Here is a 23373-nt window from a genome sequence, read left to right as displayed (position 1 = left end):
CCGGGCGCTCGCGACGAAGGCCCGGCGCGCGCACGGCCCGGAATCGGCAACGGCGCGCCGCGAGGGCACGCCGTCGGTGGATGCGTCGGTGGTGGCGTCGCGCGGGCGGGCGCGCGGACGCGCAGAGGCTCAGGTGTCCGCGGAGCGGGGCCAGACGGAGCCGCCGCCGTCCCCGGCGCCGTCCTCGTCTTCGGGATACAGCGTGGCGGCCGGGTTCTCCTGGCCTTCCACCGGCACGCGGCGCACCGTCTGGGCGAGCGCCTCCTCCAGTTCGCGCTGGGTGCACAGGCCGACCAGGACCGGGCTGCGCGGCTTGATGTTCGGAGCGTTCCAGTGGCTGCGGTCGCGCACCGCGGAGATGGTCGGCTTGGTCGTCCCGATCAGCCGGCTGAGCTGGGCGTCCGACAGCTCGGGATGGTGCTTCAGCAGCCAGGCGATGGCGTCGGGCTTGTCGCCGCGCTTGGTGATCGGGGTGTAGCGCGGCCCCTTGGACCGCGCCGCCGGCAGCGGCAGGTCGGGGACCAGCAGGCGCAGTTTGGCGTTGGTGTCCCCTTCGCACCGCTCGATCTCGGCCTTGGTGAGCTGCCCGTTGGCGATCGGGTCGAGCCCGACCATGCCCACCGCGACCTCGCCGTCGGCGATCGCCTGAACCTCGAGCGAATGCAGGCCGCAGAAGGCCGCGATCTGCTCGAAGGACAGGGAAGTGTTCTCCACCAGCCAGACGGCGGTCGCTTTCGGCATCAAGGGCAGTGCCATCGTCCCTCCTGACAAAACTCACCGGACCGGCGCCGCGTGCCCCGTCGGCCGCGGTCCCCAGTCCTCATCCTCCGACATCCCGGACGTTTCCCACCATATAGGTGGGGCGCCGGCGGTTGTAAGCGCGCCGGACCGTGCGTTCGGCCGATTGCCGGCGCGCGATCGTCTGCTACACTCCCAGGCACGCCGTCACCGGCTCGCGGCCCTCGCCGCAAACGAGAAGACGAAAAACCGAACGTGATTGGGAGGTAGTGATGCGCATACCCCACCTGCGGACGCCGTTCAAGCCTTTCCTGGCGCTGGTCGCGCTGGCGGTCGCCGCGGCCGCCACGGGGCCGGCGGCGGCGCAGCCCAAGGAGGTGAAGATCATCGCGCCGGCGTCCCCGGGCGGCGGCTGGGACCAGACCGCGCGCTCCATGCAGGAGGCGCTGCGGACGGCCAGCCTGGCCGGCGACGTGCAGGTGGTCAACATCCCCGGGGCCGGCGGCACCGTCGGTCTGGCCCAGCTCGTCAGCGGCTTCAAGGGCAGCCCCAGCACGCTGATGGTCAGCGGCCTGGTGATGGTGGGCGCGATCCAGACCAACAAATCGCCGGTCACCCTGGAGCAGGTCACCCCGATCGCCCGCCTGACCGGCGAGTACGAGGCGATCGTGGTGCCCGCCAATTCGCCCATCACATCCTTCGCCGACTTGGTGAAGACCTTCAAGGAGAACCCCGGCGCCGTCTCCTGGGGCGGCGGCTCGGCCGGCGGCACCGACCACATCCTGGTCGGCCTGCTCGCCAAGTCGGTCGGGGTCGACCCCAAGGCGGTCAACTACATCCCGTTCTCCGGCGGCGGCGAGGCGCTGGCGGCGATCCTCGGCGGCCACGTCACCGCCGGCGTGTCGGGCTGGGGCGAGTTCGAGGGCCAGGTCCAGGCGGGCAAGCTGCGCGCCCTGGCCCTGTCGTCGGCGATGCCGGTGGACGGCATCGACGTGCCGACCATGAAGGAGCAGGGGGTCGACCTCGACCTCGTGAACTGGCGCGGTGTCATCGCCCCCCCGGGCATCGACGAGGCGCAGAAGCAGGCGCTGGCCAAGATGGTCGGCGACATGGTCGAAACCCCGGCCTGGAAGGACATCCTGGCCAAGCGCAACTGGATGAACCTGTACCAGACGCCCGACCAGTTCACCGCCTTCATCAAGGTCGACCGGGCGCGGATCGAGAGCGTGCTGCGCGACATCGGCCTGGTGCAGTAGGCCGCCGCGGCCATGACGCCGCACGCGGCGGCGCGCCCGGGCCGGACGGTGTTCGGCCTGGGGGTGGCGGCCCTTGGCGTGGTCGTGGGATGGGACACGGCGCTGCTGCCGCCGGCCCCCGCCTACGTCCGGGTCGGGCCGCAGCTGTTCCCCTACATCGTCGCGGCCCACCTGGTGGCGGTGGGCCTCGCCCTGGTGGCGCAGGCGCTGGGCCGCGAACGCCGCCCGCCGCCGCTGGCCGGCGGCGCGATGGACGGCCGTGCCCTGGCGCTGGTCAGCGGCGGGCTGGCGGCGCAGATGCTGCTGCTGGAACCGCTGGGGTTCTGGCTGGCCTCGGCGGTGCTGTTCGTCGCCGTCTGCCGCGCCTTCGGCAGCCGCCGGCCGCTGTGGGACGTCGCCCTCGGCCTCGCGCTGGGCGTGGTGGCGCAGGTTGCCTTCGTCCACGGCCTCGGCCTGACCCTGCCGGCGGGCCCGCTCGCCGGCGTCTTGTGAGGACCCCGCCACCATGGACACCACGGCCGCCCTGCTCCACGGCTTCGCCGTGGCGCTCACCCCGCTCAACCTGTTCTGGGCTTTCGTCGGCGTGACGCTGGGCACCGCGGTGGGCGTGCTGCCGGGGCTCGGGCCGGCGCTCACCGTCGCCCTGCTGCTGCCGGTGACCTTCCAGCTCGACCCCACCGCCGCCTTCATCATGTTCGCCGGCATCTACTACGGCGGCATGTACGGCGGCTCCACCACCGCCATCCTTCTCAACACGCCGGGGGAATCGGCCAGCATCATCACCGCGCTCGACGGCCACGCCATGGCCCGCGCCGGGCGTGGCGCCTCGGCGCTGGCGACCGCGGCCATCGGCTCCTTCGTCGCCGGCACCCTGGCGACGCTGGGCCTCACCCTGGTGGCGCCGGTGATGGTGGAGGTGGCGCTGGCCTTCGGCCCGGCCGAGTACTTCGCGCTGATGGTGCTGGCCTTCACCACGGTCACGGCGGTGCTGGGCTCCTCGGTGCTGCGCGGCCTGGCCGCCCTGTTCGTCGGCCTGGCGCTCGGCCTGGTCGGCATCGACCTGCAAAGCGGCCAGGCCAGGCTGACCCTGGGCATCCCGGAACTGCTGGACGGCATCGACGTGGTCGTCGTGGCGGTCGGTCTGTTCGCGGTCGGCGAGACCCTGTTCGTGGCCTCGCGCCACCGCTGGGACCGCGAGGAGATCCTGCCCGTGCGCGGCAGCATCTGGATGACCGCGGAGGAATGGCGGCGCTCCTGGAAGCCGTGGCTGCGCGGCGCCGTCCTGGGGTTTCCCTTCGGCACCCTGCCGGCCGGCGGGGCGGAGATCCCGACCATGCTGAGCTACGCCCTGGAGAAACGCCTGTCGCGCCACCCCGAGCAGTTCGGCAAGGGCGCCATCGAGGGGGTGGCGGGCCCCGAGGCGGCCAACAACGCCGCCGCCGCGGGGGTGCTGGTGCCGTTGCTGTCGCTGGGCCTGCCGACCTCCTCCACGGCGGCCATCCTGCTGGCGGCGTTCCAGATGTACGGGCTGCAGCCCGGGCCGCTGCTGTTCACCGGCAGCGCCGATCTGGTGTGGGGGCTGATCGCCAGCCTCTACATCGGCAACGTCATGCTGCTGGTGCTCAACCTGCCGCTCGCCGGGCTCTGGGTGCGGGTGCTCGCGGTGCCGCGGCCCTGGCTCTACGCCGGCATCCTGGTGTTCGCGACCCTGGGCACCTACACCCTCAACAACTCGGTCGTCGACCTGGTGCTGCTCTACCTGATCGGCGTGCTGGGCTTCGCCATGCGGGTCTACGACGTGCCGGTGGCCCCGGTGGTCATCGGCCTGATCCTCGGGCCCCTGGCCGAACAGCAGTTCCGCCGCACCCTGGCGATCAGCCAGGGGGACTGGACGGTGTTCTTCACCCACCCGCTGTCGGTGTCGCTGCTGGCCCTGTCGGTGCTGGCGCTGTTCGGCCCGGCGCTGTGGCGGCTGGCCCGGCGGACCTGAACGCCTGGCCATTGGTCATCGGCCGTACGGCGTATGGCCAAGCTTTAGTTAACGCGTGATTAAGGAGTGGCAGCCATTCTGGAGTCGCCGGGGGAACGGTCGCCGCGCCCCGGCGGGTCCAATGCCACGCTCCACCGCCGGGAGAGAGCTGCCGTGAAAGTGCCCTTCGCCACCACCGCCGCCATCGCCCTCTGCGCCTTCCTGGCCCTTCCGGGGCCGACCGTCGCCGACCCGGTGCCGCCGGCCGGCGTCGACGACGCGTGGACGTCGATCGCCCGGGCCGGTGATCGCGAGGACGCGGAGAAGGAGGCGGTCGACCTGTTCCTGCGGGCGCTGCGCCGCATCCGCGCCAGCTACGTCGAGCCGATCTCCGACCGCGAGCTGGCCGAGATCGCGGTCGGCGCCATGGCCAGCCGCGACCGCTATTCCAAGTACATGGACGCGGCGGCCTACCGGGAGATGCAGCAGTCGACCCGGGGCGTGTTCGCCGGCGTCGGCATCCGTTACGCTCCGGCCGGCGAGCGCTACCGCATCGTCGACATCATCGACGGCTCGCCCGCCGAGCACGCCGGGCTGCGCGCCGGGGACGTGATCGTCGCCGTCGACCGCCAGCCGGTGGTCGCCCAGGACGAGGCGTCCGTGAACCGCATGATCCGTGGCGACGACGGCACCCCGGTGACGCTGACGGTGCTGCGCGGCGAGGGCGGCAACCCGCTGGACGTCCGGGTGGTGCGCGGCCGGGTGGTGATCCCCTCGGTCAAGCACATGGCGGTGGGCCAGGTCGGCTACATCCGGATCGGCCGCTTCGACCGCCAGACCTACCCCGGCGTGAGCCTTGCGCTGAAGGACCTGCGCGCCCGCCTCGGGGCGTCCGTGCGCGGCTACGTCATCGACCTGCGCGACAACCCCGGCGGCCTGGTGCGCGCCAGCGTCGACGTCGCCGACGCGTTCCTGGAGCAGGGCACCATCCTCACCGCCCGCGGCCGCGACCGCGCGGCGAACCGCAGCTATTCGGCGACCCCGGGCGACGAGTCCGACGGGCGGCCGGTGGTTGTCCTGGTCAACGAACGTTCGGCGTCCGCCTCGGAAATCCTCACCGGGGCGCTGAAGGACCACCACCGCGCCACGGTGATCGGCACCAAGACCTTCGGCAAGGGCATCATCCAGAGCGTGATCCCGCTGAAGGAGGGCAGCGCGATCAAGCTGACCACCGCGAGGTACTTCACGCCGGCCGGCACCTCGATCCACGGGCTGGGTATCCAGCCGGACGAGCAGGTGATCACCGACGCCGACCTCGACCTGGCGTGGCAGACGCCGCCCAGGCCGGCCCACGACCAGGCGCTGGCCCGCGCCCTCTCGATCCTCAACGCCCGCGGCGCGCTGCCGCCGACCACCACCGCCGGCGGGCACGGGGTGCCGGCCCCGCTCGCCGCGGCCCAGGACCTCGGCGCCGCCGACTGAGCGGCCGCCGCGGGCTCAGGCCCCGACGGTCAGCACGATCTTGCCGATGTGGGCGCTCGACTCCATCAGGCGGTGCGCGTCCGCCGCCGCGGCCAGGGGGAAGGTCGCGTGCACCACCGGGCGGACCCGGCCCGCCTCGACCAGCGGCCACACCTCGCGGGCCAGGGCCTCGGCGATCCGCCCCTTCTCGGCCACCGGGCGTGCCCGCAGGGTGGATCCCGTCAGGGTCAGGCGCTTGGTCATCACCGGCACCAGGTTGAGGGTGACCTTGGCCCCCTGCAGGAAGGCGATGGAGACGTGGCGTCCGTCGGGCGCCATCGCCTCCACGTCGCGGGCGATGTAGTCGCCGCCCACCATGTCGAGAACCACATCGACGCCCTTGCCCCCGGTCTCCTCCCGGATCACGGCGACGAAGTCCTCCGCGCGGTAGTCGATGGCCCGGTCGGCGCCGAGCGCCTCGCAGGCCCGGCACTTCTCGGCCGACCCGGCGGTGGCGAAGACGCGCGCGCCGAAGGCCTTGGCGAGCTGGATCGCGGTGGTGCCGATGCCGCTGGAGCCGCCGTGCACCAGGAACGCCTCGCCGGGCTTGAGGGCGCCGCGTTCGAACACGTTGGTCCACACCGTGAAGAGGGTCTCCGGCAGGGCCGCGGCCTCGACCGCCGACAGGCCCTTGGGGCGGGGCAGGGCCTGGACGGCCGGAACGGTGCAGTACCGGGCGTAGCCGCCGCCCGCGACCAGGGCGCAGACCTCGTCGGTGGCGGCCCACCGGGTGACCCCCTCGCCGATGGCGACGACCCGGCCGGCGATCTCCAGCCCCGGCAGGTCCGATGCGCCGGGCGGCGGGTCGTAGCGGCCCAAGCGCTGCAGAACGTCGGGCCGGTTCACGCCGGCGGCGGCGACCTCCACCAGGATCTCGCCGGGGCCCGGGACCGGGGCCGGGCGCTGCGCCAGGCGCAGGACCTCCGGCCCGCCGGGTTCGGCGATCTCGATGCAGTCCATGGATTCGGGCAAGGCGACGCCCATGGCTCCCCCCTTTCGTGTCGGTGCGGCACAGGGTAGAACTCGGGCGCACGGCCTGACAAGCTGGCCGGCCACCGGGAGGGAGGGACGACGCCATGACCCTGGATGACCTCGAGCCGCGCACGCCGAAGCCTGCGCCCAAGGATCTCGGCATCCTGTCCGTGGAGGAGTTGCACGACTACATCGCCGGGCTGGAGGCGGAGATCGCCCGCGCCCGCGCCGCCATCGACGCCAAGCAGTCCCACAAGTCCGCGGCCGAGGCGCTGTTCAAGCGGCCCTGAGAGCCCCCGGGGGGGCGCCGCGCCGGGCGGCCGGACGCCGGTGCGGCGTCAGCCGCGGCCGGCGACGTCGCGGTAGCAGTGCCACGAGGCGTGGCCGATCAGCGGGAAGGCCAGGGCCAGCCCGATGAAGCCGGTGGCGATCCCCGCCGCCGTGAACAGGGCGATCAGGCCCGCCCACACCGCCATCCCGCGCCAGTGGTGGCGCACCGCCCGCACGCTGGTGACCATGGCGGTGAAGACGTCGGTCTCGCGGTCCAGCAGCATCGGCAGGGACACCACGCTGATGGCGAAGACGCCGGCGGCGATCACCCCGCCCACCAGCGTGCCGGTGACCAGGAACGGGAGGGTCTGCGCCGAGAAGAAGATGCGCTCGAGCAGCAGGTCCAGCGGCGGCGGCTCGGACGCGAAGAACACGGCGAAGATGAGGAAGGCGACGCGGATCCATGCCAGCAGCGCCAGCATGAGCACCAGCCCCATGGCGGCGAGCTGCGGGCCGGTGCGGCGGTAGGCGGCCAGCACCATGCCGATGGTCGGGCGCCCGCCCGCCTCCAGGATCCGGCTGGCCTCGTAGAGGCCGACCGCGAGGAGCGGCCCCACCAGCATGAAGCCGGCCGCCAAGGGCAGCACCAGGTAGTGCAGGTCGGTGGCCGACAGGCCGACCAGCAGCGCCAGGCTGGACGCCACGGCGAGGGCGCCGTAGGCGAGGCTGATGGCCGGTGCGGCGCCGATGTCCCGCCACGCCGCGGCCAGCCACTGCCAGGGCCGGTCGGTGCCGATGGGGGGGCGTGCGGTCTGCGGTGCGGCCGGCGCTGCGTGCAGCGCGGCATGATGGTGCGTCGTGACTTCGGCCATGGCGTCGCCCCTCCCTCGTCGTCGATCACCGTTTGCTGATATCAGCGTACCAGCAAGCCGCTGCGCACGCCAGAATGCTGATGCGCGGGATGATCGGCAGCGCGAACGGTTCAGGCGGCGCCGGGATGGCCGCTCATTCCGGATCGTCGCGTTTCTTGGCGTCGAGGTCGCGGGCGGCGCGCTCGCGTTCGAGGCGTTCGGCGGTGGTCTCCGCCTTGGCGCGGCCGAACCGCACGCGGTTTTCCGCCGCCTCCGTCTCGCGCTGCGCCCGTGCCTGTGCCTTGCGGTAGCGGTTCAGGTTGACGATGTCGCCCATAGCGATTCTCCCGGAGTGTCCGGGCCCGCCGATTCGGGACGTGGACGGCGTGCCGCGGGAATGCCCGATTTGCGTGTTCTTTCCCCGTCCGTTAGCTTAGCGGATAGGCGTACGGGCGAGAAGCGCCCCGGCGGGTGACGGCGAAGGCGCCGGGGCTTGCCGCGGCGCCGTCGCAAGCGCATGGTGCAGCGGCCCGGACAGGGGGCCGGCAGAGGCGGTGGGCGAGCGGTGAAGAAGATTATCCTTGGCAGTCTCGCCGTCCTGGCGCTTCTGGTTGGCGCGGTGCTGGTGGCGCCGGGCTTCGTCGACTGGAACGCCTACAAGGGCGAGATCGCGGCGCGCCTCGGCGCGATGACCGGCCGGGCCGTGGTGCTGGGCGGCGACCTGCGTCTCAGCCTGCTGCCGCACCCCGCCCTGACCGTCACCGACGCCCGCCTCGCCAGCCTGCCCGGCGCGGCCGAGCCGGAAATGGTCCGGCTCAAGCGACTCGACGTGAAGGTGGCCCTGCTTCCCCTGCTCGGCGGCCGCATCCAGGTCGAGAGCGTCACCCTGGTCGAGCCCACCATCGTCTTCGAGGTGCTGGCCGACGGCCGCTTCAACTGGGATCTCGGCGGCGACGCCGCCGCCCCGCGCCCGACGGTCGGCGGCGACGGCCTGACCACCGCCGTCAGCTTCGACCGGGTCGCCATCGAGAACGGCACGGTGCTCTACCGCGACGCCCAGTCCGGCCGCCACGAGCGCATCGAGAGCGTCGACGCCCGCGTCGTCGCCGGCAGCCTGGCGGGGCCGTTCCAGGTCGAGGGACGGTTCACCCTGCGCGGCGTGGCCATGACCGGCGAACTGACGGCAGGGCGGTTCGCCGAAGGGGCGGCGGTGCCGCTCCGGGTCTCCGTGGCGCTGCCCGACACCGACGCCACCGTGCGCTTCGCCGGGATCGTCGACACCGGCAAGCCGGGGACGGCGGAGGGCGCGCGCGCCCAGGGCGACCTGCGCGCCGAGGGCAGCGACGCCGGGCGGGTCGTGGCGGTGCTCGACGGTGCCGAACAGCCGCCGTCGCCGGTCCTGAAACAGCCCTTCGCGCTGCGCAGCGCGGTGGAGGCGTCGGCCGGCGCGATGAGCTTCGCCAGCCTCGAACTGCAGCTCGGCGACACCCGCGCGACCGGCAGCGCGACGCTGCGGCCGCAGCAGCCGGCCCATCTGGAACTGGCGCTCGCCGTCAACCGCCTCGACCTCGACGCGTGGCAGCGCCTTGCCGAGGATGCGCCGCCGCCGCCGCCGCCCGGCAACCGTGCGACGGCCTCGGGCGGGGCCGGCGGCGCCCCGTCGTTCGCCCTGCCCGAAGGGGTGACCGCGCGGATCGACCTGGCGGCGGACGGGGTGACCTACAACGGCGGCGTGGTCCGCCAGGCCCGGCTGGAGGCCTCGCTGGCCGGTGGCCTGCTCGCCATCGACCGCCTCAGCGCGCTGTTGCCGGGGGGCTCCGACGTGGTGGCGGCCGGCTCGCTGGCCGTCGCCAACGGCCAGCCGGCGGTCGACCTGCGGCTGGAGGCCAACGCCGACAACCTGCGCGGCCTGCTCGACTGGCTGCGCATCGACGTCGCCGCGGTTCCCCAGGATCGCCTGCGCAAGGCCTCGCTGGCGGTCCATGTGGAGGGGCGGCCCGACAAGGTCGACGTGAGCGGGCTCGACCTGCGCCTCGACACCAGCCGCATCACCGGCGCCGTGGCCTATGTCGACCGCGGACGCCCGGCCTTCGGCGTCCGCCTCGACGTCGACCGCCTGAACCTCGACGCCTACCGCACGGCGCCGGCCCCGGGCGGGGCGGCGGCGGGGGGCGCCGGGGGGCTGCCGCAGCCGGCGCTGGAGCGCCTGCTCCACGATGTCGACGCCAATGTGGAGCTGTCGGTCGGCAACCTCACCGCCGCCGGTGTGGCGGTCGACGGGGTGACCGTGGCGGCCTCCTCCACCGGCGGCAGGCTGGAAGTCCGCAAGGCGGGGTTCACCAACCTCGCCGGTGTGGCCGCCGAGGTCACCGGGCAGATCGACAACCTGCTGCCGCTGCGCGGCCTCCGTCTGGCGGTGTCCGCCCGGGCCGACAGCCTGTCCGGTCTGACCCGCCTCATGGCGTGGCCCGCCGGTGCGCCGACGCCCGAACAGCTCGGCGCCGTGGCGGTGCAGGGCCGATTCGCCGGTGACCTCGACACGCTGACGGTCGAGGTGGCGGCGGATGCCGCCGGGGGGCGCCTGGAAGTCGGCGGCACCGTCGGCGCGCCGGCCACGGCGCCGACCGGCGCCCTGAAGGTGCGGGCGACCCATCCCGAGATGGCGCGTCTGGTCCGCCTGGTGTCCGACGCGGCGCCGGCGGCGCTGGGGGCCCTCGACCTCTACGCCGAGCTCAACGGGACGCCGCAGGCGTTCGCCGTCAAGGATCTCCAGGGCATCGTCGCGGGGACCGCGGTGACGGGCACCGCCACCGTGGAGTCCGGCGGCCCGCGGCCGCGCGTCGAGGCGGACGTGCAGACCGGCGCCCTGGACCTGTCGCGGCTCGCCGGCGGACCGGACGCGGCGGTGGCGACCCGCACCCCCGCCACCGGCGGCCAGTCCGCCGGCGGCTCCGCGCCGATGGCGGCGCAGGACGGGTTCGCCTGGTTGCGCGCCGTCGACGGGCGCCTCGGCCTGACCGCGGCGGCGGTGACGGCCGACGCCGTCCGGCTGGAGAACGTGGCGCTGGCGGCGACCCTGGAGGACGGTGTCCTGACGCTGCAGCAGCTCGACGGCGGGGTGTTCCAGGGCCAGCTCGGCGCCACCGGGCGCTTCGCCGCGCCGGCCGGTGCGATCCCCGCCGGCTCGCTCGACGTCACCGTGGTGAAGGCGAAGCTGGACCAGGCGGTGACGGGCGGCGCGATCGGCCTCAGCGCCGGCACCGTCGACCTCGACCTGTCGCTGGAGACCCGGGGTGCCGACGGCGACGCCATGCTGCGCGCGCTGGGCGGCACCGCCACGCTGGCCGCCCGCGACGGCGTGCTGCGGGGCTTCGACCTCGGCGCGCTGCGCGAGCGGCTGACCGCCCGGCTCGACCGGCCCCAGGACGTGCTGGAGGCGGTGCTGCGCGGCCTGCAGGGTGGCGACACCCCCTTCGCCAGCCTCGACGGCACCGTCACCATCGCCGGCGGCATCGCCCGCACCGACGACGTGCGGCTGGTTTCGGCGATCGGCGACGCCGGGGCGGTCGGCCAGGTCGACCTGGCCGCCGGCACCCTCGACATGCGCGTGCGCGTCGACCCCCACGCGGTGCAGGAGCTGCCGCCGGTCACCGTCCGCCTGACCGGCCCGCTGGAGCAGCCGAGCCGCTCCTTCGAGATGGCCGAACTGCAGGACTTCATCGCCCGGCGCGCGGCCGGTGCGGTGCTGGAGAAGGCGCTGCCCGACCTTGGCGCCGGCTCCGGCACTGGCGGCGCGGTGCCGCGGCCACAGGACGCGATCCGCGGCCTGATCGAACGCCTGCGCTGAGCCGGCCCCGGCCAGCGGGGCGGGCAGACAAGAAGGACCACCAGGAGGACCGAGGGCTATGGCGACGGGAATGTTGAAGGGCAGGGTGGCGGTCGTCACCGGTTCGACCAGCGGCATCGGGCTGGGCATCGCGCGCGCCCTGGCCGGGGCCGGTGCCGATGTGGCGCTGAACGGCTTCGGCGACGCGGCGGAGATCGAGACCCTGCGCCAGGGCCTGATCGCGGAGTTCGGGGTGCGCGCCACCCACAGCGGCGCCGATCTGTCGAACGCGGCGGGCGTCGAGGCGCTGATCGACCATGCCACGACGGCGCTGGGCCCGGTCGATGTGCTGGTCAACAACGCCGGCATCCAGCACGTCGCCCCGGTGGAGGATTTCCCGGTCGAGCGCTGGGACGCGGTGATCGCCATCAACCTGTCCGCGGTGTTCCACGGCATGCGTCTGGTGGTGGCCGGCATGAAGGAGCGGGGCTGGGGCCGCATCGTCAACATCGCCTCGGTGCACGGCCTGGTCGCCTCGGTGGACAAGACCGCCTATGTGGCCGCCAAGCATGGCGTGGTCGGGTTGACCAAGACGGTGGCCCTGGAAACCGCGGGCACCGGCGTGACCTGCAACGCCATCTGCCCGGGCTGGGTGCTGACGCCGCTGGTGCAGAAGCAGGTGGACGCGCTGGCCGCCATGAAAGGGATTCCCGAGCCGCAGGCCCGCACCGAGCTGCTGTCGGCCAAGCAGCCGTCCGGCGCCTTCGTGACGCCCGAGGACCTGGGTGCGCTGGCGGTCTTCCTGTGCTCCGACGCGGCGGCGCAGATGACCGGCTCCGCCCTGCCCATGGACGGCGCCTGGACGGCGCAGTAGGCCCGCCCCCCTGGCGCCGCACGCGGGGACCTGCCGCGGTGGCCGCGGCAGAGGCCCTGGGTGCGGCGGGTCCGCCGCCGTTTTTCCGCCGCCGCTATTCCGCCGCCATGGGCTGGGGCGGGGCGGGCCGGCGGAAGGCGTCGAGCAACTCCGCCTCGCGCGCCTTGGCCGCGGCCAGGTTGCGCTCCTTGACCGGGCCGTAGCCGCGGATGTCGAGGGGCAACCCGGCGAGTTCCACGGCGACGGCGTGGTTGGCGCGGGTCAGCCGGCCCAGCACCTCCGCCATGGTGGCCTCGTAGTCGGCGATCAGGCGGCGCTCGGCGCGCCGCTCGGGCAGCCAGCCGAACGGGTCGAGGGCGGTGCCGCGCAGGCGCCTGCCCTTGGCCAGCACGGCCAGGGCGTGGCGCAGCCATGGACCGAAGGCGCGCTTCTTCGGTTCGCCGCCGTCGGCGTCGTGGGTGCCGAGGGCCGGCGGGGCCAAGTGGAAGGTGACGGTCCAGTCCCCCTCGAACTGGCGGTCGAGCTGGTCGAAGAAGCCGCTGTCGGTGTAGAGCCGGGCCACCTCGTACTCGTCCTTGTAGGCCATCAGCTTGAACAGGCCGCGGGCGATCGCGTCGGTCAGCGCGGTGGCGCCGGGCACCGCCTGCCCCTCGGCGCGCCGGGCGTGGTCGACCAGTGCCCGGTAGCGGCCGGCGTAGGCCTGGTCCTGGTAGTCGGTGAGGAAGGCGGCGCGCCGCTCGATCACCTCCTCCAGCGACCCGGAGAGGCGGCGCTGGTCGAGGATGGGCGCGCCGGACGCGGCCGGGGCCGGCGGGCCGGCGGCGTCCTCAACCGCCGCCGGATCGTGGGCGGCGCGGCGGCCCCAGGCGAAGGCCCGCTGGTTCATCGCCACCGCCGCCCCGTTCAGCTCGATCGCCGTCAGCAGGGCCTCGGCGGACAGCGGGATCAGCCCTTTCTGCCAGGCGAAGCCCAGCATGAACGGGTTGGCGGCGATGCTGTCGCCCAGCAGCGCGGTGGCGATGCGGGTGGCGTCGGCCGCCGCCACCCGGTCGCCGCCGCCGCAGGCGGTGCGGATGTCCTGGACCAGGGCGTCCACCGGCACCTGGAAGTCGCGCTGCTTGATGAAGTCGGCGGTGATCGTCTCGTGGGCGTTGACCACGGCGCGGGTGTGCCCGGCCACCATCTTCGACAGGCCGTCGCCGGCCGCCGCCACCACCACGTCGCAGGCGATCACCGCATCGGCCCCGCCGGCGGCGATGCGCACGGAGTGGATGGACTCCGGCGCGCGGCCGATGCGGATGTGGCTGGTGACCGCGCCGCCCTTCTGGGCCAGGCCGGTCATGTCGAGCACGCCCACGCCCTTGCCCTCGAGGTGGGCGGCCATGCCGAGCAGGGCGCCCACCGTCACCACGCCGGTGCCGCCGACCCCGGTGATGTAGATCGACCACGGCTTGTCGGCGATGTCCGGCAGGGTCGGGGCCGGCAGGTCGGACACGTCGACGCCGCCGGCGGCCAGGGGCTTGGGCTTGCGCAGGGTGCCGCCATGCACGGTCACGAAGCTGGGGCAGAACCCCTTCAGGCAGGAAAAATCCTTGTTGCAGGAGGACTGGTCGATCTGCCGCTTGCGCCCGAACTCGGTCTCCACCGGGATCACCGACACGCAGTTGGATTTGGCCGAGCAGTCGCCGCAGGCCTCGCACACCAACTCGTTCACCACCACCCGCTTGGCCGGGTCGGGCATCCTGCCGCGCTTGCGGCGGCGGCGCTTCTCGGCGGCGCAGGTCTGGTCGTAGAGCAGGATGGTGACGCCGGCCTCCTCGCGCAGCTCGCGCTGGACGCGGTCCAGGTCGTCGCGGTGCTCGACCCCGGTGAAGGGCGGCAGGCCGCTGGAGAGGTCGTATTTCTCCGGCTCGTCGGAGACCACGACGATGCGCCGCACCCCTTCCGCGGCGAGCTGCCTGGCCAGGGACGGCACCGTCAGGGAGCTGTCAACCGGCTGCCCGCCGGTCATGGCGACGGCGTCGTTGTAGAGGATCTTGTAGGTGATGTTCACGCTGGCGGAGATCGCCTGGCGGATCGCCAGGATGCCGGAGTGATGGTAGGTGCCGTCGCCGAGGTTGGCGAAGATGTGCGTCTCCTCGGTGAAGGGCGCCTGGCCGACCCAGGGCACGCCCTCGCCGCCCATCTGGGTGAAGGTGTCGGTCTTGCGGTCCAGCCAGGTCGCCATGTAGTGGCAGCCGATGCCGCCCAGGGCCCGGCTGCCCTCCGGCACCACGGTGGAGGTGTTGTGGGGGCAGCCGGAGCAGAAGGTCGGCTTGCGCTCGACCCGCGCCTTGTGGGCCTTCTGCTGCTCCTGCCGGTCGAGGAACTCCACGCGCTGGCGGATCGCGTCGTTGTCGACGAAGGCCAGCAGGCGGCGGCCGATGACGACCCCGATCTGGGCCGGCGACAGCTCGCCGGCGGAGGGAAGGATCCACTCGCCCTTCTCGTCGAACTTGCCGACCACCCGGGGGCGCACGTCGGGATGCCAGTTGTAGAGCTGCTCCTTGAGCTGGTTCTCGATGACCGCGCGCTTCTCCTCGACCACCACGATCTCGTCGAGGCCCTCGGCGAAGCGGCGCGCGCCCTCGCGCTCCAGCGGCCAGGGCATGGCCACCTTGTAGACGGTGATGCCGAGGTCGGCGGCCATGGCGTCGGAGATGCGAAGCTCGTCCAGCGCCTGGCGCACGTCGAGGTAGGACTTGCCGGTGGTGACGATGCCCAGGCGCGGCCGCGGGCTGGCGATCACCACCCGGTCCAGCGCGTTGGCCCGGGCGAAGGCCAGCGCGGCGTAGAGCTTGTGGCGCATCAGCCGCAGCTCCTGCTCCAGCGGCGGATCGGGCCAGCGGATGTTGAGTCCGCCCGGCGGCAGCGTGACGTCGTCGGGGAAGCGGATGGCCACGCGCTGCGGGTCGACGTGGACGGAGGCCGAGCTGTCCACCGTCTCGGCGATCGTCTTCATGGCGATCCAGCAGCCGGAATAGCGGCTCATCGCCCAGCCGATCAGGCCGTAGTCGAGGATCTCCTGGACGCCGGCCGGGTTGAGCACCGGGATCATGGCGTGCATGAAGGCGTGTTCGGACTGGTGCGGGAAGGTGGAGGACTTGCAGGCGTGGTCGTCGCCGGCCAGCACCAGCACGCCGCCGTGGCGCGCGGTGCCGGCGCCGTTGGCGTGCTTGAAGACGTCGCCCGAGCGGTCGACGCCGGGCCCCTTGCCGTACCACATGGCGAAGACGCCGTCGTACTTTGCGCCGGGGAACATGCCGACCTGCTGGGTGCCCCACACCGCGGTCGCCCCCAACTCCTCGTTCACACCGGGGCGAAAGACGATGTGGTTCTTTTCCAGGAAGCGGCGGGCGGTCCACAGGTTCTGGTCGAGGCCGCCGAGCGGCGATCCGCGGTAGCCGGAGACGAAGCCGCCGGTCGTCAGCCCCGCCGCCAGGTCGCGCTGGCGCTGCATCATCGGCAGGCGCACCAGCGCCTGGGTGCCGGTGAGATACACCCGCCCCGAATCCAGGGCGTATTTGTCCTCGAGCGTCACGGTCGCGAGAGCCATTGGTCCTTCCCCGTAGCAGGAACGCCCCGTTGGGCGGTCGTTCTTATTGTTCGGCAACAAGAAAGGTAATCATTACTGCCGTATCCGTAAACGGCCGCCGCGGGGAGCGCTGAAAAAAGCAAGGAAGGGTCTGGCGGCGGCGATCCCCTGGAACACAACATGGTGTTTCCCCCGCTGCCGGGACATTCCCGAACCGCCGGCGGTGCGGCCAGGGCCCTGTCAGACCAGACGGGGGGGAGCCGGAGGAGCGGCGGCTCCCCCCGCCGGAACCGCGGCGCCGGCGCCGGGATGGCGGCTCAGGGCGCGCACGGTGGCGCGCAGGCAGTCCAGCAGGTTGTGCTGCACCTGCGGGCCGCCCCGGCTGCCGGCCACGGCCCACCGCAGGGCGCCGATGTGCGCGGCCACCGTCTCGGCGAAGCCCTCGGTTTCGGGCGGCACCTCCAGGATCAGGGCGGCGAGAGAGGACGCCAGCTCGACCGTGGCGGGATGGTCTGCGGCGTGGCGCACCACGGCGGCGGCGTCGCGCAGCCGGTCGCGGTCGGGGACCGACCGTCCCATCACCAGCGCCTCCAGCCGGTCCAGGGCGGCCGCCAGGGTCGGCGGGCGCGACGGGCGCGGGCGCGACGGGTGCGGCAGGGCGGCCCTGGCCGCGGGGGGCGCGAGGCGGCCGGGGCGGGGCACCGGCGGGGCGGCGAACAACGGCGGGGCGCCGGCCGGGGGGGCGGCGTCGGCCGCGCCGAACCCTGCCGCCCCGGCCCCCGCCGTGACCGGGCGGCCGGGGCGGCGCGGCCGCTGCAACACGGTGTCGATGCGCTTGGCGATGTCGGTGGCGGAGGCCGGCTTCACCAGCACCGCGTCGGCGCCGGCGTCCCAGGCGGCGCGCACGGTGGTGAGGTCGGCGCGCCCGGTCAGCACCACCACGGGGATATCCGGGCGCGGGCAATCGCGCCCCTGGCGGATCCAGTGCAGCAGGGCGTCGCCGCCGACCGGCTCCATCGCCCAGTCCGTCACCACCACGTCGACGGGCTCCAGCCGCAACACCGCCTTGGCCTCGGCGCCGCCGCTGGCGGTGGTGATGCTGGCCCGCCCCCACAGTCCCAGCATGTCGCGCAGCCCCTGCAACAGCAGGGGATTGTCGTCGACGACCAGGATGCGCAGGCGGCTGGACGGGGGGGCGGTGGGGTGGATCTGCATGGGACCCGATGCGTGCCTCGGTGCCGTTGGGGCGGATGAGACACATGTCGGGAGCCGAAGCGGCAACCGCAGGGCGTGAAGAGGGGGTAGTGCCATTCGCCAGGCGATCACCCGCCCGGGCGGCGCCGGGGGAGGGGCGTGGCGCGCCGCCCGCGCCGGGGGCGCCGCCGGTCGGAGGGGCGGGGCACTCCTGCGCAGGCGATTTCGGGGAGGGCCGTGCTGGCGGGGGTAGGTGGGTCCGCCGCGTGTGGTGGGCCGGCGCGGGGAGGCGGCGCGGGCCGCCTCCCCGCGCCGGGGTCAGGTCTTGACCAGGGTGAGGTCGCGCAGCACCGCCACCTCGTGGGCCTGCTCGTCGAGGCGGGCCTTCACCACGTCGCCGATCGAGATGATGCCGATCAGCTCGTCCAGGTCGTTGCAGACCGGCACGTGCCGGTAGCGGCCCAGCGTCATCATCTGCATCAGGTCCTTGATGGAATCCGTGGGCCGGCAGGTTTTGACCTGCTTGGTCATCAGGTCGTCCACCTTGGCGTCGAGGGCTCCTTCGCCCTGGGCGGCGACGGCGCGGACGATGTCGCGTTCGGACAGGATGCCCACCAGCTTGCCGCGCCGGTCGCGCACCACGATGGCGCCGATGCGCTTGTCGGTGAGCGTGCGGGCGGCGGCGGCGGCGGTCTCCGACGGCAGGATGGAGACCACGGAATGCCCCTTGGCGTTCAAAAGCTCGGCGATGGTCGTCATGTTTCTTCCCTCCGTGCAGGCGGCCGCCGCTTGTGTCCTCGGTCGTACCGACAATCCAGCCTATCACTGATGTGCCGCAATGACGCAAGCGGCGCGTGTCTATAAGCATTTCTGCGGAAACCGCCCGGGGCAACGGTTTTTCGGTTATCACCCCGGCGGTACGACGAATTCGTCGGGGTGGGGAGGTGGCATGGACGGGTGTGGCGGCGCAGCGTGCGGCCGTGGCGGCGGCGGTGGTGCGGGCGGTGGTGCGGGTGACCGGGGTGGCGAGGTCCGCCGGGTGCTGCGCACCGGACTGATCGTCGATGCCGCGCTGGGCATGGCGCTGGTGCTGGCGGGTGTCGCGGCGGACTCTTGGGCCCTCGGTGCCGCGGCGCTCCCCCTGTTGGCCGCGGTGGCGGCCCACGCCGGTGGGCTGTGGGCGCTGACATGGCCTCTTGCCCGACGCCGGCGCGTCGGCCTGGCGAAGGCCGTCGTCCTTGGTGCCGCGGCCGCCGGGGTCCTGGTCGCCGTGGCCGGCGCCGGTGCCGGCCGGCCGGTGCCGGACGCGGCGGCGATGGCTGCGGCGGCCCTGCTGGCGGTGGCCGTCGATGTGGCGCTCGCGGCGACCCTCGTCGCCGGGCGCCGCCGTGCGGTCACGGCCCGTGCGGTCTGGCTGTGCACGCGCGAGGCCGTCATGGCCGCCGCGGCGGTGGTCGTCGCCGCCCTGGGGGTGTGGTCGACGGGGACGCCCTGGCCCGACGTGGCGGTCGCAACGGGCCTGGCCCTGCTCGCCCTGGGTGGCGCGGGGGCCGCGCTGGGCGAGGGCCGCGGCGGGAACCGGCGCCCCGCCAGGGCGCTTGACACCCCCGCCGGGGCCGGCCCATGCTCGCCGCCATGAACACGCGTCCGCGCACCCTTTGCCGTCGTTGGTGGTGGCCCGATCGACCGGGCTGCCAGCGATGCGCGTGAGCGCGTAGATCGGATCGAGGCCGCCCGGGGATTGCCCCGGGCGGCCTTTTGCTTTTCCAGGCGAGGGCTCCGCAGCGACGGGGGATCTCCGGGACGGCCACGGCCGCCACCCCGTCCCACCCGCCCGGAGACCCCGCCCGTGATCCCCACCGACCTGGTCCTCGCCGACCCCGCCCATCTGCAACCGCGCACCGTCCGCACCGGCGGGGGCATCGGCATCACCCGCACCGCGCAGACGCTGCCCGCCGCCGACGCCCTGGCACCGGTGGTCGAGGCGCTCGACCGCCGGCGCGGCCTGCTGCTGGCCTGCGGCGTCGACGCGCCCGGGCGGTACCGCCGTGCCGCGCTCGGCTTCGTCGATCCGCCCCTGGCGATCACCGCCCACGGCCGCGCCGTCCGGATCGAGGCCCTCAACGGCCGCGGCCGGACGCTGCTGCCGGCGCTGGCGGGGGCGCTCGCGGCGTTGCCCGAGGTGGCGGCGGTGGAGGAGGCACCGGGGCGTCTCGGGGTGCTGGTGCGCCGCGGCGACGGCCCGGTCGCCGAGGAGGAGCGCAGCCGCCGGCCCACCGTCTTCGCGGTGCTGCGGGGGCTGCGCGACCTGTTCGCCGGGGCCGGCGATCCGCTGCTCGGCCTCTACGGCGCCTTCGGCTACGACCTCGCCCACCAGTTCGAGCCGGTGCGCCGCCGCCTCGGCCGTCCCGCCGGGCAGCGCGACCTGGTGCTCTATCTGCCCGACCGGCTGGTGGTGGTCGACCCCGGCGCGGGCGTGGCCCGGCGCTTCGACTACGAGTTCACGGCGGGCGCGGCGTCGACGGCCGGTCTGCCGCGCGACGGGGCGTCCCACCCCTATCGCACCACGACCAACCGTGCCGGCGGGGGCGACCACCCGGCCGGCGCCTACGCCGCGGTGGTGGAGCGGGCGCGCGCCGCGTTCCACCGCGGCGACCTGTTCGAGGCGGTGCCCGGCCAGACCTTCGCCGAGCCCTGCGGCGACCCGCCGTCGGCGGTGTTCCGCCGCCTGACCCGCGCCAACCCCGCGCCCTACGAGGCCCTGGCCAACCTCGGCCGGGGCGAGTTCCTGGTGGCGGCCAGCCCGGAGATGTACGTGCGCGTCGCCGGCCGGCGGGTCGAGACCTGCCCGATCTCCGGCACCATCGCCCGCGGCGCCGATGCGCTGGGCGACGCCCGCCAGGTGCTGGCCCTGCTCAACTCGGCCAAGGACGCGGCGGAGCTGACGATGTGCACCGACGTCGACCGCAACGACAAGGCGCGGGTGTGCGAACCGGGCTCGGTGCGGGTGATCGGCCGCCGGCTGGTCGAGCTGTACTCCCGCCTCATCCACACGGTCGACCACGTGGAGGGGCGGTTGCGGCCGGGGTGCGACGCCCTGGACGCCTTCCTCACCCACGCCTGGGCGGTGACGGTGACGGGCGCGCCCAAGCGCGCCGCCATGCAGTTCCTGGAGGACACCGAGGTGTCGGCCCGGCGCTGGTACGGGGGCGCCTTCGGGCGGATCGGCTTCGACGGCGGTCTCGACACCGGGCTGACCCTGCGCACCGTCCGGCTGCAGGACGGGATGGCGGAGATCCGGGTCGGCGCCACCCTGCTGGCCGCCAGCGACCCGCAGGCCGAGGACGCGGAGTGCCGCCTCAAGGCCGCCGCCCTGTTCGACGCCATCCGTGCCGTGGCGCCGCCGCCGGCGGCGGCCGCCGCTCCGGCCATGGCAGGACCGGAGGCGGGACCGGTGGCGGGGGCGGGGCGGGGACGGCGGGTGCTGCTGGTCGATCACGAGGACAGCTTCGTCCACACCCTGGGCGACCTGTTGCGCCAGACCGGGGCGGCGGTGACCACCCTGCGCCGCGGCCACGCCCGGGCGGCCCTGGCCGCGGCGCCGCCGGATCTGGTGGTGCTGTCACCCGGTCCCGGCCGGCCCGCCGACTTCGACGTGGCCGGCACGCTGGACGCGGCGATGGCGCTGGGCGTGCCGGTGTTCGGGGTGTGCCTCGGCCTGCAGGGCATCGCCGAGCGCTTCGGCGGGGCGCTCGGCGTGCTGCCGGTGCCGGCGCACGGCACGGCGTCGGAGGTGCGGGTGCTGGGCGGCCGGCTGCTGGCCGGCCTGCCGCGACGCTTTCCGGTCGGCCGCTACCATTCCCTGCACGCCCGGCGCGAGACCCTGCCGCCGGCGCTGGAGGTCACGGCCGAGACGGCGGACGGGGTGGTGATGGCGCTGGAGCACCGCAGCCTGCCCGTGGCGGGGGTGCAGTTCCACCCCGAATCCATCCTCACCCAGGAGGACGGAATCGGGTTGCGGCTGGTGGCGGCGGCGGTGGCGGGACTGACGGCGGCGGGCCGGCCGCCGGTCACTGCTTCCAGAAGGCGGTGGAGAACAGCACCAGCACGGTGAAGAACTCCAGCCGGCCCAGCAGCATGGTCAGGGCGAGCACCCATTTCGCCTCCTCCGGCAGGGGGGCGAAGGTGCCGCCGGGGCCGATCACGGGGCCAAGCGCCGGGCCGATGTTGCCGACCGCGGAGATCGCCCCGGAGATCGCGGTCTCCAGCTCCAGCCCCATGGCGCCGAGGATCAGCGCGACGACGAACATCAAGGCGATGTAGACGAAGCCGAAGCTCATCACCGACACCATCGCGTCGGCGTCGACCGGCTTGTTGTTGTAGCGCAGCGGGATCACCCGGTGCGGGCTGTAGAGGCGCAGAAGCTGCACCCGCAGCACCATGAAGAGGATCTCGAAGCGGAAAATCTTGAGCCCGCCGGAGGTTGAGCCGGTGCAGCCGCCGACCGTCATCAGGATCAGGAACAGCACCACCGGCAGCGGCCCCCACAGGCTGTAGTCGGCCGAGGCGTAGCCGGTGGTGGTGATCACCGACACGACGTTGAAGGTGGCCAGGCGCACCGCGTCGTGAAGCGCGATGTCGCCGATCCCGTGCAGCCACAGCGACAGGGCCAGCGACACCGCGGCGGTGAAGCCGATGTACCAGCGGACCTGGGTGTCGCGCAGCAGCGGCACGGGGTCGCCGCGGGCGACGCTGATGAAGCGCACGAAGGGCATGCCGCCCAGCAGCATGAAGACGACGACGATCCACTCCACCGCGGCGTTCTGCCACGCCCCGATGGAGGCGTCGCGGGTCGAGAATCCGCCGGTCGCCACCGAGGTCATGGCGTGGTTCAGGGCATCGAACACCGACATGCCGGCGACCGCGAGCAGCGCGACGCAGACCACGGTGAGGGTGACGTAGATCCAGCAGACAGCGACGGCGAGGTCGCTGGCCCGCGGCACCACCTTGTCGGAGCGGTCGGACGACTCGGAGCGGAACAGCTGCATCCCGCCGACCCGGAGGAAGGGCAGGATGGCGATCCCCATGGCGATGATGCCGATGCCGCCCAGCCATTGCAGCAGCGAGCGCCACAGCAGCAGCCCCGGGGGCAGGCTGTCGAGCCCGGTGATGACGGTGGCGCCGGTGGTGGTGAGGCCCGACATCGCCTCGAAATAGGCGTCGGCGGGGCTGAGGCCGATCTGCGACACCATGAACGGGGCGGCGGCGAAGGCCGGGATGACCAGCCAGCTCAACGCCGTCAGCAGGAAGGCCTGGCGCAGCGTCAGCACGATGTCGGACGTGCGGTTGGTCAGCATCAGCAGGACGCCGAAGAACAGCGTCAGCGCCGCCGCCGCCGCGAACACCATCCAGTCCGGGCTGCGCGACGCCAGGTCGGCGACCATCGGCACCAGCATGGCGCAGGCGGTGACCGTGACCAGCGCCCCGATGATGAAAAGCACGGGGCGCAGGTCGAAGCCGCGCCGCCCCCCACCGTCCATTCCCGGCAGCGTGGTGCCCATGGTCGCCTCTTAGTCGACCATTCCCAGCGCCTGCTTGTACAGTTCCAGCATCGTCTCCTGCTCCTGGCGGTCGGCCGTGTCCATTTTGCGCAGACGCAGGATCTGCCGCATGATCTTGGTGTCGAAGCCGGTGCCCTTGGCCTCGGCGAAGATTTCCTTTATGTCGTCGGCGATGCCCTTTCTTTCTTCCTCGAGGCGCTCGATGCGCTCGATGAAGGACTTCAGACGTTCCGCTGCGATGCCGCCGACATCGGTCATGGTTGGACTTCCCTGCACTTGGACTGGAGATTACGCCGAAGGTGTATGGCAGCGGGCGACGATATCGGTCGGGCCGCCCGACCGCAAGCGCGCCGCGCCGCACCGGTGCATCGGGCGCCGGGTGTGCGGCGCCGGGCACGCCCCGGCGGGCCCGGCCCGGCCCGGCCGGCGGGGTGGCCGGCAGACCGCACGTTCCTGCCCATTGGGGTAGGTCACAACCTTGTACTTTGGGATTAGGTTTCGCACCGACGCCGGGCAACACCGGCCGTCGCCCGGCTTCACAAAGAACGCCGATTGCGGCAAACATGCACACCCATTGCGCCGATCCGCTTATGGATTAGCCATTTTTTGGTAGGGGGGTATTGAAGTGAAGATCGCCATACCCAAGGAGCGGCGGCCCACCGAGACGCGCGTCGCCGCTTCGCCGGAGACGGTGAAGAAGCTCAAGGGCCTCGGCCTGGAGGTCACCGTCGAGGCCGGGGCGGGCATCAGCGCCGCGGTCACGGACG

General features: G+C 73.4%; 18 protein-coding genes and 1 pseudogene. 10 read left to right on the top strand and 9 right to left on the bottom strand.

Annotated features, from left to right (window positions below; all coding sequences use genetic code 11):
* Positions 1-129: 129 nt before the first annotated feature.
* A complete protein-coding gene (locus AC6H2I_RS21185; RefSeq protein WP_497502697.1) occupies positions 130-756 on the bottom strand; it encodes a DUF1013 domain-containing protein in 627 nt (208 codons plus the stop codon).
* Positions 757-1010: 254 nt separating this feature from the next.
* Between AC6H2I_RS21185 and AC6H2I_RS21180 the strand changes: the two genes are divergently transcribed.
* The 4 genes from AC6H2I_RS21180 (at position 1011) to AC6H2I_RS21165 (ending at position 5445) form a co-directional block, all read left to right on the top strand.
* Positions 1011-1994: a Bug family tripartite tricarboxylate transporter substrate binding protein gene (locus AC6H2I_RS21180; protein ID WP_497502696.1), complete on the top strand. Its 984-nt coding sequence runs from the start codon at positions 1011-1013 to the stop codon at positions 1992-1994.
* A gap of 12 nt (positions 1995-2006) precedes the next feature.
* A complete protein-coding gene (locus tag AC6H2I_RS21175) occupies positions 2007-2486 on the top strand; it encodes a tripartite tricarboxylate transporter TctB family protein (RefSeq protein WP_497502695.1) in 480 nt (159 codons plus the stop codon).
* 13 nt (positions 2487-2499) lie between these two features.
* Positions 2500-3984 (top strand): tripartite tricarboxylate transporter permease, encoded by a 1485-nt coding sequence (locus tag AC6H2I_RS21170; RefSeq protein WP_497502694.1) that lies wholly within the window; start codon positions 2500-2502, stop codon positions 3982-3984.
* 153 nt (positions 3985-4137) lie between these two features.
* The gene (locus tag AC6H2I_RS21165; protein ID WP_497502693.1) at positions 4138-5445 is read left to right on the top strand and encodes a S41 family peptidase; all 1308 of its coding nucleotides are present in this window, start codon (positions 4138-4140) and stop codon (positions 5443-5445) included.
* Positions 5446-5460: 15 nt separating this feature from the next.
* Here AC6H2I_RS21165 and AC6H2I_RS21160 read toward each other — a convergent pair whose 3' ends face one another.
* Positions 5461-6468, bottom strand: a complete 1008-nt coding sequence (locus tag AC6H2I_RS21160; protein ID WP_497502692.1) for an NAD(P)H-quinone oxidoreductase — start codon at positions 6466-6468, stop codon at positions 5461-5463.
* 92 nt (positions 6469-6560) lie between these two features.
* Between AC6H2I_RS21160 and AC6H2I_RS21155 the strand changes: the two genes are divergently transcribed.
* The gene (locus tag AC6H2I_RS21155; protein WP_497502691.1) at positions 6561-6746 is read left to right on the top strand and encodes a DUF1192 domain-containing protein; all 186 of its coding nucleotides are present in this window, start codon (positions 6561-6563) and stop codon (positions 6744-6746) included.
* A 48-nt stretch (positions 6747-6794) separates the two neighbouring features.
* Here AC6H2I_RS21155 and AC6H2I_RS21150 read toward each other — a convergent pair whose 3' ends face one another.
* Positions 6795-7598 (bottom strand): DUF2189 domain-containing protein, encoded by an 804-nt coding sequence (locus AC6H2I_RS21150; protein WP_497502690.1) that lies wholly within the window; start codon positions 7596-7598, stop codon positions 6795-6797.
* A 133-nt stretch (positions 7599-7731) separates the two neighbouring features.
* Complete coding sequence (locus AC6H2I_RS21145; RefSeq protein ID WP_497502689.1) at positions 7732-7914, bottom strand: DUF4169 family protein; 183 nt, start codon at positions 7912-7914, stop codon at positions 7732-7734.
* A gap of 228 nt (positions 7915-8142) precedes the next feature.
* Between AC6H2I_RS21145 and AC6H2I_RS21140 the strand changes: the two genes are divergently transcribed.
* Positions 8143-11424, top strand: a complete 3282-nt coding sequence (locus AC6H2I_RS21140) for an AsmA family protein (protein ID WP_497502688.1) — start codon at positions 8143-8145, stop codon at positions 11422-11424.
* 70 nt (positions 11425-11494) lie between these two features.
* The gene (locus AC6H2I_RS21135; RefSeq protein ID WP_497502776.1) at positions 11495-12277 is read left to right on the top strand and encodes a 3-hydroxybutyrate dehydrogenase; all 783 of its coding nucleotides are present in this window, start codon (positions 11495-11497) and stop codon (positions 12275-12277) included.
* 94 nt (positions 12278-12371) lie between these two features.
* On the opposite strand, the gene AC6H2I_RS21130 is transcribed toward AC6H2I_RS21135, so the two are convergent.
* The 3 genes from AC6H2I_RS21130 to AC6H2I_RS21120 form a co-directional block, all read right to left on the bottom strand.
* Positions 12372-15872 (bottom strand): indolepyruvate ferredoxin oxidoreductase family protein, encoded by a 3501-nt coding sequence (locus AC6H2I_RS21130; RefSeq protein ID WP_497502687.1) that lies wholly within the window; start codon positions 15870-15872, stop codon positions 12372-12374.
* Between the two features lie 219 nt (positions 15873-16091).
* Complete coding sequence (locus AC6H2I_RS21125; protein ID WP_497502686.1) at positions 16092-17066, bottom strand: response regulator; 975 nt, start codon at positions 17064-17066, stop codon at positions 16092-16094.
* Between the two features lie 297 nt (positions 17067-17363).
* Entirely contained in the window at positions 17364-17804 is a 441-nt protein-coding gene (locus AC6H2I_RS21120; protein ID WP_497502685.1) for a CBS domain-containing protein, read from the bottom strand.
* A 280-nt stretch (positions 17805-18084) separates the two neighbouring features.
* Between AC6H2I_RS21120 and AC6H2I_RS21115 the strand changes: the two genes are divergently transcribed.
* Together AC6H2I_RS21115 and AC6H2I_RS21110 are read left to right on the top strand one after the other, a co-directional pair.
* Positions 18085-18684 (top strand): cation transporter, encoded by a 600-nt coding sequence (locus AC6H2I_RS21115; RefSeq protein WP_497502684.1) that lies wholly within the window; start codon positions 18085-18087, stop codon positions 18682-18684.
* Positions 18685-18894: 210 nt separating this feature from the next.
* The gene (locus AC6H2I_RS21110) at positions 18895-21159 is read left to right on the top strand and encodes an anthranilate synthase (protein WP_497502683.1); all 2265 of its coding nucleotides are present in this window, start codon (positions 18895-18897) and stop codon (positions 21157-21159) included.
* On the opposite strand, the gene AC6H2I_RS21105 is transcribed toward AC6H2I_RS21110, so the two are convergent.
* Both AC6H2I_RS21105 and AC6H2I_RS21100 read right to left on the bottom strand, forming a co-directional pair.
* Positions 21116-22606 carry a TrkH family potassium uptake protein gene (locus tag AC6H2I_RS21105; RefSeq protein WP_497502682.1) on the bottom strand — a complete coding sequence of 497 codons (1491 nt, stop codon included), beginning with the start codon at positions 22604-22606 and terminating at the stop codon, positions 21116-21118. The genes AC6H2I_RS21110 and AC6H2I_RS21105 overlap by 44 nt on opposite strands.
* A 9-nt stretch (positions 22607-22615) precedes the next feature.
* Positions 22616-22864 (bottom strand): DUF2312 domain-containing protein, encoded by a 249-nt coding sequence (locus tag AC6H2I_RS21100; RefSeq protein ID WP_497502681.1) that lies wholly within the window; start codon positions 22862-22864, stop codon positions 22616-22618.
* A gap of 367 nt (positions 22865-23231) precedes the next feature.
* On the opposite strand from AC6H2I_RS21100, the pseudogene AC6H2I_RS21095 reads away from it, so the two are divergent.
* Positions 23232-23373 (top strand): annotated as a pseudogene (locus AC6H2I_RS21095) (NAD(P)(+) transhydrogenase (Re/Si-specific) subunit alpha); the annotation flags it as partial.

This window comes from Azospirillum sp. NS33, assembly GCF_059703765.1.
The sequence above is the reverse complement of the archived record's forward strand: the minus strand, read 5'-3'. Positions and strand labels throughout refer to the sequence as shown.

Coding starts and splice junctions, on each gene's coding strand:
- AC6H2I_RS21150 (WP_497502690.1), bottom strand. CDS start 7,598: ATGGCCGAAGTCACGACGCACCATCATGCCGCGCTGCACGCAGCGCCG.
- AC6H2I_RS21160 (WP_497502692.1), bottom strand. CDS start 6,468: ATGGGCGTCGCCTTGCCCGAATCCATGGACTGCATCGAGATCGCCGAA.
- AC6H2I_RS21180 (WP_497502696.1), top strand. CDS start 1,011: ATGCGCATACCCCACCTGCGGACGCCGTTCAAGCCTTTCCTGGCGCTG.
- AC6H2I_RS21185 (WP_497502697.1), bottom strand. CDS start 756: ATGGCACTGCCCTTGATGCCGAAAGCGACCGCCGTCTGGCTGGTGGAG.
- AC6H2I_RS21175 (WP_497502695.1), top strand. CDS start 2,007: ATGACGCCGCACGCGGCGGCGCGCCCGGGCCGGACGGTGTTCGGCCTG.
- AC6H2I_RS21100 (WP_497502681.1), bottom strand. CDS start 22,864: ATGACCGATGTCGGCGGCATCGCAGCGGAACGTCTGAAGTCCTTCATC.
- AC6H2I_RS21135 (WP_497502776.1), top strand. CDS start 11,495: ATGTTGAAGGGCAGGGTGGCGGTCGTCACCGGTTCGACCAGCGGCATC.
- AC6H2I_RS21155 (WP_497502691.1), top strand. CDS start 6,561: ATGACCCTGGATGACCTCGAGCCGCGCACGCCGAAGCCTGCGCCCAAG.
- AC6H2I_RS21145 (WP_497502689.1), bottom strand. CDS start 7,914: ATGGGCGACATCGTCAACCTGAACCGCTACCGCAAGGCACAGGCACGG.
- AC6H2I_RS21125 (WP_497502686.1), bottom strand. CDS start 17,066: ATGCAGATCCACCCCACCGCCCCCCCGTCCAGCCGCCTGCGCATCCTG.
- AC6H2I_RS21170 (WP_497502694.1), top strand. CDS start 2,500: ATGGACACCACGGCCGCCCTGCTCCACGGCTTCGCCGTGGCGCTCACC.
- AC6H2I_RS21105 (WP_497502682.1), bottom strand. CDS start 22,606: ATGGGCACCACGCTGCCGGGAATGGACGGTGGGGGGCGGCGCGGCTTC.
- AC6H2I_RS21120 (WP_497502685.1), bottom strand. CDS start 17,804: ATGACGACCATCGCCGAGCTTTTGAACGCCAAGGGGCATTCCGTGGTC.
- AC6H2I_RS21130 (WP_497502687.1), bottom strand. CDS start 15,872: ATGGCTCTCGCGACCGTGACGCTCGAGGACAAATACGCCCTGGATTCG.